This window comes from Amycolatopsis sp. NPDC049159 (assembly GCF_040648295.1).
Taxonomy (GTDB): domain Bacteria; phylum Actinomycetota; class Actinomycetes; order Mycobacteriales; family Pseudonocardiaceae; genus Amycolatopsis; species Amycolatopsis pretoriensis_A.
In genome coordinates, this window is sequence record NZ_JBEZDL010000005.1 from 210,863 (window position 1) to 228,137 (window position 17,275).

The 17,275-nt window shown below is 71.7% G+C and carries 17 protein-coding genes and 1 pseudogene; 12 read left to right on the top strand and 6 right to left on the bottom strand.

Annotation, left to right across the window (positions count from 1 at the left end; all coding sequences use genetic code 11):
* Positions 1-104 precede the first annotated feature (104 nt).
* The 4 genes from AB0B33_RS11940 to AB0B33_RS11955 all read left to right on the top strand — a co-directional run bounded on the left by AB0B33_RS11940 (position 105) and on the right by AB0B33_RS11955 (position 5,042).
* Positions 105-2,357, top strand: a complete 2,253-nt coding sequence (locus AB0B33_RS11940) for a polyribonucleotide nucleotidyltransferase (RefSeq protein ID WP_247021103.1) — start codon at positions 105-107, stop codon at positions 2,355-2,357.
* A gap of 128 nt (positions 2,358-2,485) precedes the next feature.
* A complete protein-coding gene (locus tag AB0B33_RS11945) occupies positions 2,486-3,850 on the top strand; it encodes a pitrilysin family protein (RefSeq protein WP_247021105.1) in 1,365 nt (454 codons plus the stop codon).
* Positions 3,847-4,587: a 4-hydroxy-tetrahydrodipicolinate reductase gene (dapB, locus tag AB0B33_RS11950; protein ID WP_360769990.1), complete on the top strand. Its 741-nt coding sequence runs from the start codon at positions 3,847-3,849 to the stop codon at positions 4,585-4,587. Before AB0B33_RS11945 ends, dapB begins: the two co-directional genes overlap by 4 nt.
* A complete protein-coding gene (locus AB0B33_RS11955) occupies positions 4,584-5,042 on the top strand; it encodes a hypothetical protein (protein ID WP_247021108.1) in 459 nt (152 codons plus the stop codon). Before dapB ends, AB0B33_RS11955 begins: the two co-directional genes overlap by 4 nt.
* Here the strand turns inward: AB0B33_RS11955 and AB0B33_RS11960 are convergent.
* Positions 5,028-5,993 carry a 4,5-dihydroxyphthalate decarboxylase gene (locus AB0B33_RS11960; RefSeq protein ID WP_360769993.1) on the bottom strand — a complete coding sequence of 322 codons (966 nt, stop codon included), beginning with the start codon at positions 5,991-5,993 and terminating at the stop codon, positions 5,028-5,030. The two genes, AB0B33_RS11955 and AB0B33_RS11960, sit on opposite strands and share 15 nt — an antisense overlap.
* A 70-nt stretch (positions 5,994-6,063) precedes the next feature.
* Between AB0B33_RS11960 and AB0B33_RS11965 the strand changes: the two genes are divergently transcribed.
* The gene (locus AB0B33_RS11965; RefSeq protein ID WP_360769995.1) at positions 6,064-6,930 is read left to right on the top strand and encodes a LysR substrate-binding domain-containing protein; all 867 of its coding nucleotides are present in this window, start codon (positions 6,064-6,066) and stop codon (positions 6,928-6,930) included.
* 413 nt (positions 6,931-7,343) lie between these two features.
* Here AB0B33_RS11965 and AB0B33_RS11970 read toward each other — a convergent pair whose 3' ends face one another.
* The gene (locus AB0B33_RS11970) at positions 7,344-7,862 is read right to left on the bottom strand and encodes a hypothetical protein (RefSeq protein WP_360769998.1); all 519 of its coding nucleotides are present in this window, start codon (positions 7,860-7,862) and stop codon (positions 7,344-7,346) included.
* Between the two features lie 245 nt (positions 7,863-8,107).
* Between AB0B33_RS11970 and AB0B33_RS11975 the strand changes: the two are divergent.
* Positions 8,108-8,458, top strand: a pseudogene (locus AB0B33_RS11975) (GtrA family protein); the annotation flags it as partial.
* 18 nt (positions 8,459-8,476) lie between these two features.
* Here AB0B33_RS11975 and AB0B33_RS11980 read toward each other — a convergent pair.
* Positions 8,477-9,034, bottom strand: a complete 558-nt coding sequence (locus tag AB0B33_RS11980) for a GNAT family N-acetyltransferase (protein ID WP_247021115.1) — start codon at positions 9,032-9,034, stop codon at positions 8,477-8,479.
* A 59-nt stretch (positions 9,035-9,093) separates the two neighbouring features.
* Here AB0B33_RS11980 and AB0B33_RS11985 point away from each other — a divergent pair, with 59 nt between their 5' ends.
* Positions 9,094-10,308, top strand: a complete 1,215-nt coding sequence (locus AB0B33_RS11985) for a crosslink repair DNA glycosylase YcaQ family protein (protein ID WP_360770001.1) — start codon at positions 9,094-9,096, stop codon at positions 10,306-10,308.
* A 3-nt stretch (positions 10,309-10,311) separates the two neighbouring features.
* Here the strand turns inward: AB0B33_RS11985 and AB0B33_RS11990 are convergent, their stop codons facing one another.
* Positions 10,312-10,992, bottom strand: coding sequence for a TetR/AcrR family transcriptional regulator (locus AB0B33_RS11990; protein WP_247021118.1), 681 nt, complete (start codon positions 10,990-10,992; stop codon positions 10,312-10,314).
* 67 nt (positions 10,993-11,059) lie between these two features.
* Between AB0B33_RS11990 and AB0B33_RS11995 the strand changes: the two genes are divergently transcribed.
* Positions 11,060-12,178 (top strand): NAD(P)/FAD-dependent oxidoreductase, encoded by a 1,119-nt coding sequence (locus AB0B33_RS11995; protein ID WP_360770005.1) that lies wholly within the window; start codon positions 11,060-11,062, stop codon positions 12,176-12,178.
* A 594-nt stretch (positions 12,179-12,772) separates the two neighbouring features.
* Here AB0B33_RS11995 and AB0B33_RS12000 read toward each other — a convergent pair.
* Both AB0B33_RS12000 and AB0B33_RS12005 read right to left on the bottom strand, forming a co-directional pair.
* Positions 12,773-13,684, bottom strand: a complete 912-nt coding sequence (locus AB0B33_RS12000; protein ID WP_360770008.1) for a DUF4097 family beta strand repeat-containing protein — start codon at positions 13,682-13,684, stop codon at positions 12,773-12,775.
* A 10-nt stretch (positions 13,685-13,694) separates the two neighbouring features.
* Entirely contained in the window at positions 13,695-14,198 is a 504-nt protein-coding gene (locus tag AB0B33_RS12005) for a toxin-antitoxin system HicB family antitoxin (RefSeq protein ID WP_247021124.1), read from the bottom strand.
* Positions 14,199-14,320: 122 nt separating this feature from the next.
* Between AB0B33_RS12005 and thyX the strand changes: the two genes are divergently transcribed.
* The 4 genes from thyX to AB0B33_RS12025 all read left to right on the top strand — a co-directional run bounded on the left by thyX (position 14,321) and on the right by AB0B33_RS12025 (position 17,268).
* Positions 14,321-15,073 (top strand): FAD-dependent thymidylate synthase, encoded by a 753-nt coding sequence (gene thyX / locus AB0B33_RS12010; RefSeq protein WP_247021126.1) that lies wholly within the window; start codon positions 14,321-14,323, stop codon positions 15,071-15,073.
* Positions 15,073-15,468, top strand: coding sequence for an ACT domain-containing protein (locus AB0B33_RS12015; RefSeq protein WP_247021127.1), 396 nt, complete (start codon positions 15,073-15,075; stop codon positions 15,466-15,468). The genes thyX and AB0B33_RS12015 overlap by 1 nt, the downstream gene beginning before the upstream one ends.
* A 128-nt stretch (positions 15,469-15,596) precedes the next feature.
* Positions 15,597-16,838 carry an Nramp family divalent metal transporter gene (locus AB0B33_RS12020; RefSeq protein WP_360770013.1) on the top strand — a complete coding sequence of 414 codons (1,242 nt, stop codon included), beginning with the start codon at positions 15,597-15,599 and terminating at the stop codon, positions 16,836-16,838.
* A 4-nt stretch (positions 16,839-16,842) separates the two neighbouring features.
* A complete protein-coding gene (locus AB0B33_RS12025; protein ID WP_360770015.1) occupies positions 16,843-17,268 on the top strand; it encodes a hypothetical protein in 426 nt (141 codons plus the stop codon).
* The last annotated feature ends 7 nt before the right edge of the window (positions 17,269-17,275 follow it).

A 17,275-nucleotide genomic window follows, 5' to 3' on the forward strand; every position in this document is an offset into this window, starting at 1 on the left:
GCTTCGATCGAAGACCGGCCTCATTCCTCGAGCGTCCTCAGGCGAAACGGGTCCCAGGGTGGGAGACTCGCGCCGACTGAAGGAACCAAAGAGGAGAAGCATCTATGACCGACTCCACCGGAGTCACCGTGCACGAGACCGAAGCCGTCATCGACAACGGCAAGTTCGGCACTCGCACCGTTCGTTTCGAGACGGGCCGCCTGGCCAAGCAGGCCGCCGGCGCCGTCGTCGCGTACCTCGACGAAGAGACCATGCTGCTCTCGGCGACGACCGCGTCGAAGCACCCGAAGGAGCACTTCGACTTCTTCCCGCTGACCGTGGACGTCGAAGAGCGCATGTACGCCGCGGGCCGCATCCCCGGCGCGTTCTTCCGCCGCGAGGGCCGCCCGTCGACCGACGCGATCCTGACCTGCCGCCTGATCGACCGGCCGCTGCGCCCGTCGTTCGCCGACGGTCTCCGCAACGAGATCCAGGTCGTCATCACCGTCCAGAGCCTCAACCCGGACGACCCGTACGACGTGCTGGCCATCAACGCCGCTTCGGCGTCGACCCAGATCGCCGGCCTCCCGTTCTCCGGCCCGGTCGGCGGCGTCCGCGTCGCGCTGATCGAGGGCCAGTGGGTCGCGTTCCCGACCTGGTCGCAGCTGGAGAAGGCGACCTTCAACATGGTCGTCGCCGGCCGCATCGTCGGTGACGACGTCGCGATCATGATGGTCGAGGCCGAGGGCACCGAGAACACGCTCGACCTGATCGCCGACGGCGGCAAGGCGCCCGACGAGGTCGCGGTCGCCGAGGGTCTCGAGGCCGCGAAGCCGTTCATCAAGGTCCTGTGCGAGGCGCAGCAGCGCCTGGCCGACGCGGCCGCGAAGCCGACCGGCGAGTTCCCGGTCTACCCGGCCTACCAGCAGGACGTCTACGAGGCCGTCGCCGCCATCGCGACCGACGACCTGGCGAACGCCCTCCAGATCGCCGGCAAGCAGGACCGCGACGCCGCGACCGACCAGGTCAAGGCCGCCGTGCTGGAGAAGGTCGGCCTGGGCGAGGGCGAAGCCTTCGCGGGGCGCGACAAGGAGATCGGCGGGGCGTTCAAGGCCCTGACGAAGAAGATCATGCGCCAGCGCGTCCTCACGGAGAAGATCCGCATGGACGGCCGCGGCCTCACCGACATCCGGTCGCTCGCGGCCGAGGTCGCCGTGATCCCGCGGGCGCACGGCTCGGCGCTGTTCGAGCGCGGCGAAACCCAGATCCTGGGCGTCACCACGCTGAACATGCTTCGCCTGGAGCAGCAGATCGACTCGCTGTCCCCGGAGACGCACAAGCGCTACATGCACCACTACAACTTCCCGCCGTTCTCCACCGGTGAGACCGGCCGCGTCGGTTCGCCGAAGCGCCGCGAAATCGGCCACGGCATGCTCGCCGAGCGCGCCCTGGTGCCGGTGCTGCCGAAGCGGGACGAGTTCCCGTACGCGATCCGCCAGGTCTCCGAGGCGCTGGGCTCCAACGGCTCGACGTCGATGGGCTCGGTCTGCGCGTCCACGATGAGCCTGTACAACGCCGGCGTGCCGCTCAAGGCGCCGGTCGCGGGCATCGCGATGGGCTTGGTCTCGGACGAGGTCGACGGCGAGACCCGTTACGTGGCGCTCACCGACATCCTCGGTGCCGAGGACGCACTCGGCGACATGGACTTCAAGGTCGCGGGCACCAAGGACATCATCACCGCGCTGCAGCTCGACACGAAGCTCGACGGCATCCCGTCGGAGGTCCTCGCGGCCGCGCTGAAGCAGGCGAAGGACGCCCGGACCACCATCCTGGAGGTCATCGCCGAGGCGATCGACAGCCCGGACGAGATGAGCCCGTACTCGCCGCGCGTCACCAGCGTCAAGATCCCGGTCGACAAGATCGGCGAGGTCATCGGCCCGAAGGGCAAGATGATCAACTCGATCACCGAGCAGACCGGCGCCGACATCTCCATCGAGGACGACGGCACGATCTACGTGGGCGCTTCGGACGGCCCGTCGGCGGAGGCGGCGATCGACCTGATCAACGCCATCGCCAACCCGCAGCTGCCCAAGGTCGGCGAGCGCTTCCTCGGCACCGTGGTGAAGACGGCCGCGTTCGGCGCGTTCGTCTCGCTGCTGCCGGGCAAGGACGGCCTGGTGCACATCTCCAAGCTGGGCAACGGCAAGCGGATCGCCAAGGTCGAGGACGTCGTCAACGTGGGCGACAAGCTCCGCGTCGAGATCGCCGACATCGACAACCGCGGCAAGATCAGCCTGATCGTGGTCAAGGAGGACGACGCGAAGCCCGCCGAGGGCGACGCGCCGGCCGCCGACGCCGAGACGGCCGACGCCAAGTAACACCATTCGACGCGAAGGCCTCCTGATCCGCGGTGCCGGGTCGTGGGTGTTCAGGACGGTTAGAACCGCCTTGAACACCACGACCCGGGCGGGCAGGGGGCCTTCGCGGCATCGTGAGTAAGGAACCCATGGCACGGCAGGTTTCCGGGCACGAACAGCCCATCGGCACCACCCGCACGCTCGAGTCCACCCCGGACGGTGCGGTCGTCAAGCGCAGCGTGCTGCCCGGTGGCCTGCGGGTGATCACCGAGCACGTCCCCGCGTCCCGTTCGGCCACGGTCGGGCTGTGGGTCGGCATCGGTTCCCGCGACGAGCCGGTGGCCGTCGCCGGCGCCGCGCACTACCTCGAGCACCTGCTGTTCAAGGGCACGAAGAACCGCGACGCCACGCAGATCGCCGAGGAGATCGACGCGGTCGGCGGCGAGTTCAACGCCTTCACGGCGAAGGAGCACACCTGCTACTACGCGCAGGTGCTCGACGCCGACCTCCCGCTGGCCGTGGATCTGGTCACCGACGTCGTGTTCGAGGCGCTGTGCACCGACCGCGACATGGACATGGAGCGCAGCGTCGTCCTCGAAGAGATTTCGATGCGCGACGACGACCCCGAAGACCTGCTGCACGAGACGTTCGTCAGCGCGGTCCTGGGTGACCACGCGCTCGGCCGCCCGGTGCTCGGCACCGAGAAGTCGATCGTGGAGATGTCGCCGGTCGCGCTGCGGAACTTCTACAAGCGCCGGTACACCCTGCCGCGGATGGTCCTGGCCGTGGCCGGGAACGTCGACCACGGCCAGGTGCTGCGGCTGGTCCGCAAGGCGCTGAAGGACCGGCTGACCGGGACGGCGACGCCGGTCGCGCCGCGTGAGGGCCGGGCCCGGATCAAGACCCCGCCGAAGCTGGCCCTGCACACCGACGACACCGAGCAGGCGCACGTCATGCTGGGCCTGCGGTCCCTGTCGCGCCACGACGAACGGCGCTTCGCGCTGTCGGTGCTCAACGCGGCCCTCGGCGGCGGCATGAGCTCGCGGCTGTTCCAGGAGATCCGGGAGCGGCGCGGGCTGGCCTACCAGGTGTACTCCTCGGTCGCGAGCTACGCCGACACCGGCCACATGGCCGTGTACGCGGGCTGCCAGCCGGAGAAGCTCGGCGACGTCGCCGGCGTCATCCGCGAGGTGCTCGACAAGGTCGGCGTCGACGGTCTGACCGAAGCCGAGGTGGCCCGAGCGAAGGGCCAGCTGCGCGGCGGGATCGTGCTGGGCCTGGAGGACACGTCGTCGCGGATGTCGCGGATCGGCAAGACCGAGCTCAACTACGGCCGCTACCTGGGTGTCGACGACACGGTCGCGCGCATCGACGCCGTCACCACCGAGGAAGTGTGTGCCCTCGCTCGCACTTTGTTCGCGCGCCCGGGCGGGGTCTCGGCGGCGGCGGTCGTCGGGCCGTACGCTCACGCCGACGACCTTCCTGACGACCTCCACGAGGTGATCGCTTCATGACCATCAACGTCGGTGTGCTCGGTGCCCGGGGCCGCATGGGCGCGACGGTGGTGAACGCCGTCGAAAGCGCGGGCGACATGAAGGTCGTCGCGGCGCTGGACGCGGGCGACGACTTCGCGGCGCTCGCCGACGCGCAGGTGGTCGTGGACTTCACCCACCCCGACGCCGTCATGGACAACCTGAAGTACCTGGTGGCGCACGACATCCACGCGGTCGTCGGCACCACCGGCTTCAGCGAGGAGCGGCTGGCCGAGCTGCGGGCGCTGCTTGAGCCGAAGCCTTCGCTGGGTGTGCTGATCGCGCCGAACTTCGCGCTCGGCGCGGTTCTCGCGATGCGCTTCGCGGCCCAGGCGGCGAAGTTCTACGCGTCGGCGGAGATCATCGAGCTGCACCACAACCGCAAGGCCGACGCGCCTTCGGGCACCGCCGCGCACACCGCCCGGATGATCGCGGCGGCGCGCGCGGAGGCCGGCGTGACGCCGGGCCCGGACGCGACGACGGCCGAGCTGGACGGTGCCCGCGGCGCTTCGGTCGAGGACGTCCGCGTCCACTCGGTCCGCCTGCCGGGACTGGTCGCGCACGAGGAGATCCTGTTCGGCGGCGAGGGGGAGACCCTGACCATCCGCCACGACTCCCTCGACCGGACGTCGTTCATGCCGGGCGTGCTGCTCGGCGTCCGCACGGTGCTGACGCGCCCCGGCCTGACGGTCGGCCTGGAAAACGTCCTCGACCTGTGAGGGCCCGCAACGTGGCGCTGCTGCTGACGGCGGCGCTGGTGGTGTACCTGGTCCTGCTGGCGGACCGCGCGTTCGCGCTGTTCGCCTCGGGGACGCCCCTGGGCATCGCGCTCGGCGTCGGCGTCCTGCTGCTGCCGATCCTCGGCGTCTGGGTCGTGGTCGTGACCTGGCGCAACGGCCTGCAGATCCAGCGCCTGTCACGCCGCCTGGACGCCGAGGGTGCGCTCCCGGACGTGTCCGACCTGCCGCGCCGTCCTTCGGGCCGGGTGGACCGCGACGCGGCGGACGCGTGGTTCGAGCAGCGCCGCGCCGAGGTCGAGGCGGACCAGGAGAACTGGCGGGCCTGGTACAAGCTCGCGTACGCCTACGACATCGCGGGTGACCGCCGCCGGGCGCGTGAGACGATGAAGACCGCCGTGGAGCTGGAAGCCGCCGAGCGCTCAGGTGCCGAGTAGCTCCGTCGCGAAGACTTCCTCGACCTGCCGGCGACGGGACGACAGCCCCTGCTCGTGGTGGTACCGCAGGTAGGTTTCGAGCGTCGCGCGGTTGGCGGAAATCCCGTAGGGCCACCAGTTTTCACCGAACTCGGCGAGCGTTTCGTCGACCAGCGCGTCGGCCCACGGCACCATGGTCTGCACCTGGTAGAGCCGCTGCCCGCGGCGGTACCGCTCGGCGGCGGCGTCCTTCGCGGCTTCGAACATGGCGTAGACACTCCGGGCGAGGCCGGGATCGTCGGCCAGGAGGTCCCGCCGGACGACGACGGCGTGCATGATCGGGAAGATCCCGGTGCGGCGGTGGTAATCGCGTTCGCGCGCGACGTAGTCGGGGAACAGGCGGGTGACGTTCGGGGAGCCGTCGAGCACGCACTGCGGGACGTTGGCGGAGAACAGCGCGTCGATCTCACCGGCGTCGAGCAGATCGCTCAACGTCCTCCCGTCCCCGGCCTGGGTGACGTCGAGGCCGGCCGGGTGCGGGTGGGGGATGAAGCCGAAGGGCGCCGACGGGCGGTCGAGCCCGCCGATCACCCAGCGGTTCTCCTCGGGCTTGAAGCCGTACTCGTCCATGAGGATGCCCTTGGCCCAGACGCCCGAGTCCTGGCCGTAGGTGCCGAATTCGCCGATGGTCCGGCCGGTGAGATCGCCCGGCCCGGCGATGCCCGAGTGGGTGTTGACGAAGACGCAGGAGTGCCGGAACACGCGGTTGGGGAAGATCGGCAGCGCCACGAAGGGCGTGCCTTTCTCGAGCAGGCGCAGGTAGAACGTGAGCCCGAGCTCGGCGACGTCGTATTCGCCGCCGCGGATCATGCGCTCGAAGATCTCGGGCAGCGTGTCGGCGGTTTCCACGGTGGTGGTTTCGAACAGCTGCCGGGTGGTGTCGTACGGGAAGCACCCGATCTTGAGGTCCATGCCCCCGATCCTCGGTCCGCGAGCCATCGGGCGTCCAAGACCGGCTGCGTCAGCTCGATACCCTGGAAGTATGGACTTGCGCGTGCTCCGGTACTTCGTCGCGGTGGCCGAGGAACGCCACGTCGGCCGCGCGGCGAGCCGCCTGCACATGGCACAGCCGCCGCTGAGCCGCGCGGTCCGCGGGCTGGAGGACGAGCTGGGCGCGACGCTGTTCGACCGCACCCCGAAGGGCGTCACGCTCACCGCCGCGGGCGCGGTGCTGTACGAGGAGGCGACGGCACTGCTGGCCCAGTCGGCCCGCATCCGCGACCGCGTGACCGCGGCGGCGGGCACGGCGACCCTGGTGGTGGGGACGTTGGCGGACACCGCCGAGCAGGCCGGCGCCCGCCTGGTGGCGCTGTTCCGCGACCGCCACCCGCACGTCGACGTCCGGGTGCACGAGACGGACCTGGCCGACCCGACGGCGGGGTTGCGCACGGGCCTGGTCGACGTGGCCCTGACGCGGACTCCGTTCGACACCGGGGGAATCAGCACCCACGTCCTACGCCCGGTCCGCACCGGCGTGGTCCTGCGCGACGATGACCCCCTGGCCGGCCGCCCTTCGGTGTTCTCCGCGGACCTGGCCGGCCGCCGCTGGATCCGCCTCCCGGACGGAACGGACCCGCTGTGGGCGGCCTACTGGACGGGCGGCGAGCCCCGGGAAGCCGCCCCGGTCGTCCGGACGATCCAGGAGTGCCTGCAGGCGGTGCTGTGGAACGGGATTTCGGCGTTCGCGCCCCTCGGCCAGCCGCTCCCACCGGGCCTGCGCATCGTCCCGGTACCGGACCGCCCGCCGAGCGACCTGGTGGTGGCCTGGCCGAAGTCCGGCGGCGGCCCGCTGGTCCGCGGTTTCGTGCGCGTGGCGGCGTCGTTGGGGCCGGCGGACTGGACGCAGTGACGCGGGCCAGCCCCCTCAGCGCGAGCGAACCGGCGGCCCTGCCCACTTCCGGCGCGACCGGATCTGTGACGTGTCCACGCCTGGCGTGATCGGATCGGCGGCCCTGCCTGCCCTTGATGCGACCCGAACCTGCGGCGCTGTCCGCCCCTGGCGCGATCGGCCCGCCAACCCTTACGCGGCCCACCGCCAGTGCCCTGCCCACCCCTGGCGAGCCCCATCCGCCAAGCCTGCCGTCGTCGGGCCTGCGCCCCTGCGGCGAGGTGAGTCCCGCGAGTTCGCCCACATCGCGGCGACGCCCGACCCGGTGAGCCACCTGGGCCGGCCCTGCCCGCCCCGAGCGCGCCCGGACCGCTTGCTGTTCCCATCACCGGCGCGCCGCACCCCAGCGGCCCGCCGAGGCACTCGACTCACACTCAGTGGTGCAGCCACCCGGCGAACACCGCAGGGGAAGCCGCGATCAGGCTGAACCGGATCCACCTTCCGGCCAGCCCGGTCGTCAAGAACGTGGCCAGCCGCATCCGCACCAGCCCGGCCAGCACGCTCGTCGCCATGAACGGCGGCAACCCCACCAGCGAACTGACCCCGTAAGTCCCGGCCATCCAGTGCGGGTGCCGGTGGCAGCGCTCCCGCAACCGCTCGACCCACCCGCGAATCCGCTTCGTCCGCAACTGCCACCGCACCCGCCGCGGCGTCAGAGGCCGCTCGCGGTGCAGCCGGTCGTGCAGCGGCTTCGGCAGCTTGATGGTCCCCCGCGCGGCGAGGTAGTACAGCGTCTTCCCGGCGATCTGCCCGACGGCGACCGCCGCCCCGAGCCACAGCCAGTGCAGGCCGGGCTGGCTCGCGCAGAGCCCGATCAGGAACACCTCGGCGTTGATCAGCGGCACGATGGCCGAACCGAACGCGACGCCCAGCGTCAGCAGGATCCAGCTCATCGTGTCACCTCCCGAAAATCGCTCGCGTTCTTCACGTTATCAGTTCGAAATCCGGAAACACGGGGGTTGGCCCCCGTCTTCGGCCGGGGGTCCGCACCAGAAGATCACCTGCCGGACGGCTCCCGGTCACCTCCCGCTGGAACGCTGACGACGTGGCCGCCGAGCAACCCCGTACGCCCGCTGACCGCTTCGGCGCCTTCTGCCGGGCCGTCGTCCGGGTACTGCCGCTGGGCCTGTCGCGGATCGTGGCTCCGACGTTCCTCGGCTTCTGCCTCATCAACGGTCTGACGTTCGGCGTCGACCTCGGGTTGCTGACGATCTTCCACGGCCTGCTCGGCTGGCCCGTGTGGCTGGCGATCACGGTCGCCTACGGCTGCGCGTTCGGGCTAAGCTTCGCGCTGAACCGGACGTTCAACTTCCATTCCCACGCCGCCGTCGGAATCCAGCTCGCCCTTTACATCGTGGCGATCGCCGTCAATTACGCCGCGTTTTTGCTGGGTGTGGGCGCGGGACTGACGGCGCTGGGCGTCGAGTACCACGTCGCACGGCTGCTCGCGGGCGCCTGTGAGGGCGTCTTCATGTACGCCGTGCTGCGCTGGGTGATCTTCCGCGACTCAGGTGAGCGCGAGCTCGAGGGTGCCGGTGAGCCGGACCTCGCGGAGCAGCCGCTCGCCGGTGTCGAGCGTGCGGACCGTGCCGTCGGGGTTCCAGCCGGCCCGCCGGTAGAAGGCGAGGGTGGCGTGGTCGCCCTGGGCGACCCAGGCGATGCCGCGGCCGGCGCCGTCGGCCCGCAGGCCCGCGGCGGCCGTCGCGAGTAGCCGGCCGGCGTGGCCGCGCCGTCCCCACCGCGGCTCGACGAGCAGGGTGGCGATCAAGCCGGTGGAGCCGGCGTCCTCGGGCAGGCTGCCGTCGGCGGCGGCGACCTCTTCTTCGGGCGCGCGGCCGGCGACGCAGAACCCGACGGTGAACTCGCCCTCGGTGGCGACGTAGACCAGGCTGCCGGGGTAGTCGATGGTCTCGGTCCAGGTGCCGGCGAGGTCGGCGGCGTCCAGTTCGGCGAGCGCCTGCTTGCCCAGCAGGTCCTCGTAGGCGGCGTGCCAGGTGTCGCGTTGGATGCGGGCGATCTCCGCGGCGTCGGACAGGTCGGCGGGGCGGACGGCGGCGTCGCTCATGGGCCGAATCTATCGGGTCGCCGAAAACTGTCGGTGGTGGCTGGCACCATGAGCTCACCATGCAAACGATCAGCGTCTCGACGGCCCGGAAGACCTTCCTGGCCGCACAGGGCTTCACCGACCCGCGTCCCTCCGGCGAGCCGTCCCGGCGGCACCTGAAACGCGTGCTTTCGCGCGTCCAGCTGCTGCAGCTCGACTCGGTGAACGTCGCGGTGCGGGCGCACTACATGCCGGTGTTCTCCCGCCTGGGCGCGTACGAGCCCGCGCTGCTGGACGCGGCGGCGTGGGCGCACTCGGCGCGTCAGCCGCGCCTGCTGGTGGAGACGTGGGCGCACGAGGCGAGCCTGCTGCCGATCGAAGACTGGCCGCTGATCCGCTCGGGCGCGAAGCGCGACGGCTGGTGGAAGCACTACGGCCCGCTGATCGAGAAGTCGCCGGGGCTGGTCGAAGAGATCCTTTCGGTGGTCAAGGAACTCGGCCCGATCGGCGCGGGCGGCATCGAGCGCGAGGTCGAGGCGGACGCGCAGCGGCGGGGGCCGGGCTCGTGGTGGGAGCGGTCCGAGGTCAAGCGCGTCTGCGAGTACCTGTTCGGCATCGGCCAGCTGACCACGGGCACGCGCCGGTCGTTCGAGCGGCTGTACGACCTGACCGAACGGGTGGTCCCGCCGGACGTCCTGGCCCGGACGGTTTCGGCGGAGGAGGGCGCGCGCGGCCTGATCGAGCGTTCGGCGCGCGCACTGGGCGTCGCGACGGAGACGGACCTGCGCGACTACTACCGCCTCGGCCCGGCCCCGGCGCGCCAGGCGGTGGCGGAGCTGGTCGAATCCGGTGTCCTGGAGCCGGTTTCGGTGCGCGGCTGGAAGGTGGTGGCGTACCGGCACGCCGAGGCCCGCACGCCGCGGTCGGTGACCGGCCGGGCGCTGCTGTGCCCGTTCGACCCGCTGATCTGGGAACGCGCGCGCACCGAGCGGCTCTTCGGGTTCCACTACCGGATCGAGATCTACGTCCCGGAGCCGAAGCGCGTGTACGGCTACTACGTGTTCCCGTTCCTGCTGGACGGCGAACTGGTCGGGCGGGTGGACCTGAAGGCCGACCGCGCGGCGGGTGTCCTGCGGGTGCAGGGCGCCTTCGCAGAGGAGGGCGCCGACGTGGCGCGCGTGCTCCCGGAGCTGGCCGCGGAGCTGCGGCACATGGCGGAGTGGCTCGGCCTGTCCGGCGTCGCGGTGGGCACCCGCGGCGAGCTGGCCCGGCCCCTGGCGAAACTGGTGCGCTGACGGCTATTCCACCGCATGGACCGTGCCGATCCCGGTCAGGATGAGGTCGACGCCCGCCAGGAACTGTTCGCGGTCGTCGTGGTCGCGCATCTCGTCGGCGACCGCGCGCGCGAAGGGGTACTCCTCGGCGTCGAGCGCCTCCCACGCGGTCGAGACGGCGTCGAGGAACTCGCCGCGGCCGGCGCCGGGGTGCACGACGCGCGCGTTCGCGGCGTTCTGGCCGGCGGCGCCGAGGACGTAGTGCACCAGCGCCGAAGTCGCCGTGAACCAGCTGCCCTTCGGCACGCCCAGGTCGCGGACGTGCCGTCCGAAGCTCTCGAAGATCTTCGGCGTCACCGAACCCGACGGCCCGCGCGAAAGCTGCGCCGAGAGCTGCGGGGCGAGCCACGGGTGGCCCTCGATCGCGTCGAACAGGCCGAGCGCGACGGCGCGGACCTCGTCCTGCGGTGACCCCGCGGGCTCGGCGCGCCCGGCCCTCAACGCCGCCGAGACCACGGCGCCGGTCGCTGCGTCGAGCAGTTCGCCCTTGTTCGCCACGTGCCAGTAGATCGCCCCGGGGCCGGTGGCGAGGCGCTCGGTCAGCGCGCGGAACGTCAACCCGCGCTCGCCGTCGGCGTCGAGCAGTTCGACCGCCGTCTCGATGATGCGCGCCCGCGAGAGGGCTTCTGTGCGCCGTTGTGCCATGCCTCATCTTGACATGTCTGGAACGCCGTTCCAATATTGGAACCACGTTCCAGAAGGAGGAGTCGCGATGTCCATCCCCGTCACGATCGTCGGCGCCGGCCTCGGCGGGCTCACGCTCGCCCGCGTGCTGCACGTCCACGGCATCCCGGTCACGGTCCACGAAGCGGAGAGCTCGCCGTCCGCGCGCACGCAGGGCGGCATGCTCGACATCCACGAGCACAACGGCCAGCCGGCGCTCGAGGCAGCGGGCCTGACCGACGGCTTCCGCGCCCTGATCCTGGAGGGCTGCGAAGCTACGCGGATCCTGGACCGGACGGGCAAGGTCCTGCTCGACGAGCCGGACGACGGCACCGGCGCCCGCCCCGAGGTCCAGCGCGGCGAGCTGCGCGGCCTCCTGCTCGACTCACTGCCCGAGGGAACGGTCCACTGGGACCACAAGGTCACCGCGGCCCGGTCCCTGGGCGACGGCCGCCACGAGCTGACGTTCGCCGACGGCACGACGGCGACCACCGGCCTGCTGGTCGGCGCGGACGGCGCGTGGTCCCGCATCCGCCCCCTGGTGTCGGACGCGGTCCCGGAGTACGTCGGCACGTCGTTCGTGGAGACGTACCTGTTCGACAGCGACACCCGCCACCCGGCAACCGCGAAGGCGGCCGGGGGAGGAGCGCTGTTCGTGCCGGAGCCGGGCAAGGGCATCCAGGCGCACCGCGAAACGGGCGGCACGCTCCACACGTACGTGGTGCTGGCGAAACCGCAGGACTGGTTCACCGACTTCACCGACCCGGACGCGGCCAGGGCCCAGATCGCGGCCGAGTTCACGGACTGGGCCCCGGAACTGACGGCCCTGATCACCGACGGCGAGACGGCACCGGTGCTGCGCCCGATCAACGCCCTGCCGCCCGGCCACAACTGGCCCCGCACCCCGGGCGTGACGCTCCTGGGCGACGCGGCCCACCTATCGGTCCCGAACGGCGAAGGCGCCAACCTGGCGATGCAGGACGGCGCGGAACTGGGCCGAGCCATCGCCGCCCACCCGGACGACCCGGAGGCCGCCTTGGCCGAATACGAGCGGGAGTTGTTCCCCCGCAGCGCAACGGAAGCAGCGGAGGCGGAGCGTGATTTCGAGACCTGCTTCGGCGAGCGGACCCCGCACAGCCTGATCGACCTGTTCACGGGCCAGGGATAGGGTTCGGCGCCGGTCCACAGTGGACTCAGTGGGGTGCGTGCCGCCGATGCCACGGTCAGGCCCGCGTAGCCGCCAACCGCGACCGTCGCGTCGACATCGCAGCCCCGGGGAACAGTCGCCGCGCCCGCGACTTCGCCGCCGAACGCCGCAACCGCTGTTTCCGGGACCGCCGGCTGTACCCACCGACTCGGCCCCGACCCGCCGCGCTCGGTGCGGTGACATGCTGCCCGCCGCTCCCACGGTCGTGGCGGCGGCCGCGGCAACCGATGGCGTTGCCTGCAGCTGCGGCCCCCTGGCCACCGCATATGGCGGCCGTCGCCTGCCGTGACCGCCGCACCGACGACATGCCCGTCGCCGCGACGACGGCCCGCGGCCGCTCCGGATACCGCGCCGTCGCGTCCCGTCCAACGACCGCTCCCGCCGGAGAGCTGCCCCAACCGCATCGCCACCGCCGCATCGCCCCGGCCACATCGGCACCCCACCGCATCGCCTCAGCCCCATCGCCGCAGCGACACCCACGGCGACCCATCTCCCCGCGCGCGCAGACGGGCCGTTCCCGGCACCCCCGCCGGGAACGGCCCGTCTCCCCCTTGCTCAGCCGGCCGCGCGCGTCACCACGGCGTTGCCGGAACCCGTCCGCGCCCGGACCCTCAACTTCACGTCACCCTCCGGCGCCGCCTCCAGCACTTCCAGCTCGCTGGAAACCCGCCCGCCACTCGACGTCAGATCGATCTCCGCCGCCGTGCCGCCGCGGATCCCGATCCGCACCTCGCCCGAGCCCGTGATCAAGTCCAGTGAGCCCGAAGCCGCATCGGCCACCGACAGGTCGCCGCTTCCCGTACGGGCCATCACCTCGCCCGAAACCGCGCCCAGCCAGACGTTGCCCGTTCCGGTCGCCAGCGTGGCCGAGCCCGCCACCGACGACGCCTCGACGTGGCCGCTGCCGCTGCGGAGCTGGAGGCCGGCCAGGGTCGGGCCGAGGGTGATGCCGCCGCTGCCGGTGCGGATCGTGGCCGAGCCGTCCGCGCGGTCGAGCTTGACCTCGCCCGAGCCCGTCAGCAGGTCGACGCGGCCGGCCGAACCCGTCACCGTCACGTCCGCCGCGCCCGCGCGCACCTCCACGTGCGAGCCCGCCGGGGCGTGCACCTTCACCGACAGCGCGACGTTCCGCAGCTGCCACGCCTTCGGGGCCTGGACGACCAGGCGATTGCCCAGCTTCTCGATCCGGCTCTGCCGCACCGCCTCGGCGGGGGAGCTCGCCGGGTCCACGCCCAGCTGGTCGCCGAAGCGCTCGCCGACCCACGACAGCAGGTTGTTCACCCCCGCCACCCACGGCTGCTGCTCGCCCTGGTCGTGCCGCAGCTCCACCCGCGCGCCCGAGTCGCCGTCGAGGACGACCTCGACGCGCCCGATCGTCACGCTGACGTCGAGCTCCAGCGGGCCTTCGGCCTCGAAGTCGTCGACCCGCACCAGCTCGTCGGCCGGCGTCGTCTGTTCCTCGCTCATTTCCGTCCCCTCAGCCTTCGACCCAGCCGTGCAGACGCGACCCGGATCGGTCGTCCTTGCCGTGGTGCTGCTTGTGCCCGCCGCCCCCGAGCGCGCCCTGCACCGCCTGGGAAACGAACGTGTTCAGCGAGACACCCTGCGCCGCCGCCGCGCGCTCGGCCTGCCCCTTGATCTGCTCGACCAGGCGCAGGGTGATGCGGGTGATGTCGCCGCCGTCGATCGGTGGTGGCGGTGTGGTGTCACGTGGTGTCGCGCGTGGTGCCGGCTCCTCGGCGGCGCCGGTGACGACCACGCGGACGTCGCGCCCGTCCAGCCGCACGTCCACGACCTGGCCCGGCAAGGCGGCCGTGACCTCGGCGGCGAGGTCGGCGAGGGCGTTCATCAACGTCAGGCGGACGGCTGGTTCGAGCGCGGAGGACAGCAACGCGGCCGCTCGCCGGGTCTGCTCGTCCCCGGCGGCAGCCGTGTTCGCGAGGTCCTCGCGAAGGTTGGCGATGTACGGCGTCAAGTCCATGACACCACTATGACGTCAGCCGTGGTGTCAGTCAAGGAAGCCGATGGTGTCACGCGTCGCCCGGGACTCCCGCACGGCCCGCGGATAGGCTGCCGGGGGAGTCGTGGACAAGGAGTGCTGACGTGACCGAAACCGTGTCACCCAGGGTGCAGCTGATCGCGAAAACGGAGTTCTTCCCGCCCGAGGACGTCCCGTGGTCGACCGACGCCGACGGCGGCGAGGCGCTGGCCGAGTTCGCCGGCCGGGCCTGCTACCAGTCGTGGCAGAAGCCGAACCCCGCCACCGCGACCAACGCCGGCTACCTCGAGCACATCATGGACGTCGGCCACCTTTCGGTGCTGGAGCACGGCTCGGTGACCTTCTACATCACCGGCATCTCGCGGTCCCTGACGCACGAGCTGATCCGCCACCGCCACTTCTCCTACTCCCAGCTCTCGCAGCGCTACGTCCCGGAGCGCACCGCCGCCGTCGTCGAGCCGGACGTGATCGCGAACGACCCGGTGCTGCACGAGAAGTTCCTCGCCGCGACGCAGGCGAGCGTCGACGCCTACACCGAGCTCCTCGCCGGCCTGGAGGAGAAGTTCGCCGACGTCCCGAGCGCGACGCTGCGCCGCAAGCAGGCCCGCCAGGCCGCGCGGGCGGTGCTGCCCAACGCGACCGAGACGCGCATCGTCGTCACCGGCAACTACCGCGCCTGGCGCCACTTCGTCGCTATGCGCGCGACCGAGCACGCCGACGTCGAGATCCGTGAGCTCGCCGTCGAATGCCTGCGCCAGCTGCAGAAAGCGGCCGCGAACGTCTTCGCGGACTTCACGATCTCGACGCTGCCGGACGGCACCGAGATCGCCACTAGCCCGAAGGTGTTCGAAGGCTGATGAAACGACTCGCGATCGACGTCCGGCCCGGTGACTACGCCGTCGTCCGGCTGCCCGCGGACGCCCCGGTGCCCGCCGAGCTCTTCGAGCCCGGCGAAGCCTTCGTCTCGGTGACCCGCACCCCCCAGGAGCTGTCGGTGATCTGCCCGGCCGGCCGCGAGCCGGCCGGCAGCACGGCGGCGGAGGACGGCTGGCGGCTCCTGTCCGTCCGCGGCCCGCTGGAGTTCACGCTGACCGGCATCATCGCCGCGCTGGCTTCGGAGCTGGCCGCGGCCGGGGTCGCGCTGTTCTCGATGTCGACGTTCGACACCGACCACATCCTCGTCCGCGCCACCGATCTCGAGCACGCGGTGACGGCGCTGCGCGAATCCGGGCACGAGGTCGGGCACGCCTGACGCTTTTCGACGGGCGATCACCGGGTACTCCGGGCACGACGGTGGGAGCCGTCACCCTTGAAATCGAAAGTTCGGCATGCCTAAACTTCGATTTGGGGTCCCCGACATCCGGTTGAGAGGCAGGCGCCGTGGCAGTGACCGAGGCCGTGCGGCCGAGACTGGCCACCCGCCTGCGCACGGGCTCGGCCCTGCTCGGGCCCGCGTTCGTCGCCGCGATCGCGTACGTCGACCCCGGGAACGTCGCCTCCAACATCAGCGCCGGTGCCCGCTACGGCTACCTGCTGGTCTGGGTGATCGTCGCGGCGAACCTGATGGCCGTGCTGGTGCAGTACCTGTCGGCGAAGCTGGGCCTGGTCAGCGGGATGTCGCTGCCGGAGGCCCTGCGCGCCCGGCTGTCCGGGCCCGCGCGGCTGGCCTACTGGGCGCAGGCCGAGGTCGTCGCCATCGCCACCGACCTGGCCGAGGTCGTCGGCGGCGCGATCGCCCTCACCCTGCTGTTCGACCTGCCGCTCGTCGTCGGCGGCCTGATCACCGGCGCGGTTTCGCTGACGCTGCTGGCGGTCCAGGACCGCGGCGGCCAGCGGACGTTCGAGCGCGTCGTCACCGGTCTGCTGCTGGTCATCGCCGTCGGCTTCCTGGCGAGCCTGTTCGTCGAGCCGCCGTCGGCCGCGGACACCCTCGGCGGCCTGGTCCCGAAGTTCGACGGCGCCGGCAGCGTCCTCATCGCCGCCGCGATGCTCGGCGCGACGGTCATGCCGCACGCCGTCTACCTGCACTCCGGTCTGGTCCGCGACCGCCACGGCCTGCCGGACGTCACCACCCGCCGCCGCCTGCTGCGCGCGACCCGCGCCGACGTCGGCCTGGCGATGCTCCTGGCCGGCGCGGTGAACCTCGGCATGCTCCTGCTGGCCGCGACGAACCTCCAGGGCCAAGCCGGCGTCGACAGCATCGAAGGCGCGCACACCGCGGTCGCCGGAGCGCTCGGCCCGGGCGTCGCGCTGCTGTTCGCGATCGGCCTGCTGGCCTCCGGCCTGGCCTCGACGTCGGTCGGCGCGTACGCGGGCGCGATGATCATGCAGGGCCTGCTGCACAAGCGGATCCCGCTGGTCCTGCGCCGGCTCGTCACCCTCACCCCGGCGATCGTGGTGCTGGCGCTGGGCACCGACCCGAGCGCCGCGCTGGTCGTGTCCCAAGTGGTGCTGTCGTTCGGGATCCCGTTCGCCCTGGTGCCGCTGATCCGCCTGACGGCCGACCGCACGCTGATGGGCGAAAACGCCAACCACCGGCTGACGACGGTGGCCGCCTGGGTGATCGCGGCGATCATCATCGCGCTGAACCTGGTCCTCATTTACCTGACCTTCGTAAGCTGAGCCGGTGACCCGGGTCTACGCCCTCAACGCCGAATGCGGCGCGCGGGAGAACCACGCTCGTGACCTTGCCCGCCATTTCGACGGCTGGCCCACCTCTGTCTTCTCCGACGGCGCCGGCTGGTGGTGCGGAGTGGCGCCCGAAGGCCCGTCCGGGGTCGCCCCGGCCGAAGACGCGGCGACGATGACCGCGGCGGGCCGGCGGCTGTACTGGCAGCTCCGGACCGCTCCACCGGTCTACCGCTACGCCCTCGCCGGGGTCGGCACCGGCGGGTTCCGCGTCTACACCGACCTGGTGACCGAGGACCTGACCGCCTTCCCCGGCCTGGTGGTTTCCGAAGACATCTGGACGGCGACCGGCGGCCGCGCCGAGTTCAGCGTCTTCGCGCCCGGCTACCGGTGGCTCCCGTACCGCGGCGAGACTCACCGCTGAGTCACGA

Excerpts from the sequence above, each read along its gene's own strand:
- dapB (WP_360769990.1), top strand. The coding sequence starts at position 3,847 with ATGACCATCAACGTCGGTGTGCTCGGTGCCCGGGGCCGCATGGGCGCG.
- AB0B33_RS11995 (WP_360770005.1), top strand. The coding sequence starts at position 11,060 with ATGTCCATCCCCGTCACGATCGTCGGCGCCGGCCTCGGCGGGCTCACG.
- AB0B33_RS11985 (WP_360770001.1), top strand. The coding sequence starts at position 9,094 with ATGCAAACGATCAGCGTCTCGACGGCCCGGAAGACCTTCCTGGCCGCA.
- AB0B33_RS11980 (WP_247021115.1), bottom strand. The coding sequence starts at position 9,034 with ATGAGCGACGCCGCCGTCCGCCCCGCCGACCTGTCCGACGCCGCGGAG.
- AB0B33_RS11940 (WP_247021103.1), top strand. The coding sequence starts at position 105 with ATGACCGACTCCACCGGAGTCACCGTGCACGAGACCGAAGCCGTCATC.
- AB0B33_RS11945 (WP_247021105.1), top strand. The coding sequence starts at position 2,486 with ATGGCACGGCAGGTTTCCGGGCACGAACAGCCCATCGGCACCACCCGC.
- AB0B33_RS11960 (WP_360769993.1), bottom strand. The coding sequence starts at position 5,993 with ATGGACCTCAAGATCGGGTGCTTCCCGTACGACACCACCCGGCAGCTG.
- AB0B33_RS12000 (WP_360770008.1), bottom strand. The coding sequence starts at position 13,684 with ATGAGCGAGGAACAGACGACGCCGGCCGACGAGCTGGTGCGGGTCGAC.
- AB0B33_RS12015 (WP_247021127.1), top strand. The coding sequence starts at position 15,073 with ATGAAACGACTCGCGATCGACGTCCGGCCCGGTGACTACGCCGTCGTC.
- AB0B33_RS11970 (WP_360769998.1), bottom strand. The coding sequence starts at position 7,862 with ATGAGCTGGATCCTGCTGACGCTGGGCGTCGCGTTCGGTTCGGCCATC.
- AB0B33_RS12005 (WP_247021124.1), bottom strand. The coding sequence starts at position 14,198 with ATGGACTTGACGCCGTACATCGCCAACCTTCGCGAGGACCTCGCGAAC.
- AB0B33_RS11965 (WP_360769995.1), top strand. The coding sequence starts at position 6,064 with ATGGACTTGCGCGTGCTCCGGTACTTCGTCGCGGTGGCCGAGGAACGC.
- AB0B33_RS11990 (WP_247021118.1), bottom strand. The coding sequence starts at position 10,992 with ATGGCACAACGGCGCACAGAAGCCCTCTCGCGGGCGCGCATCATCGAG.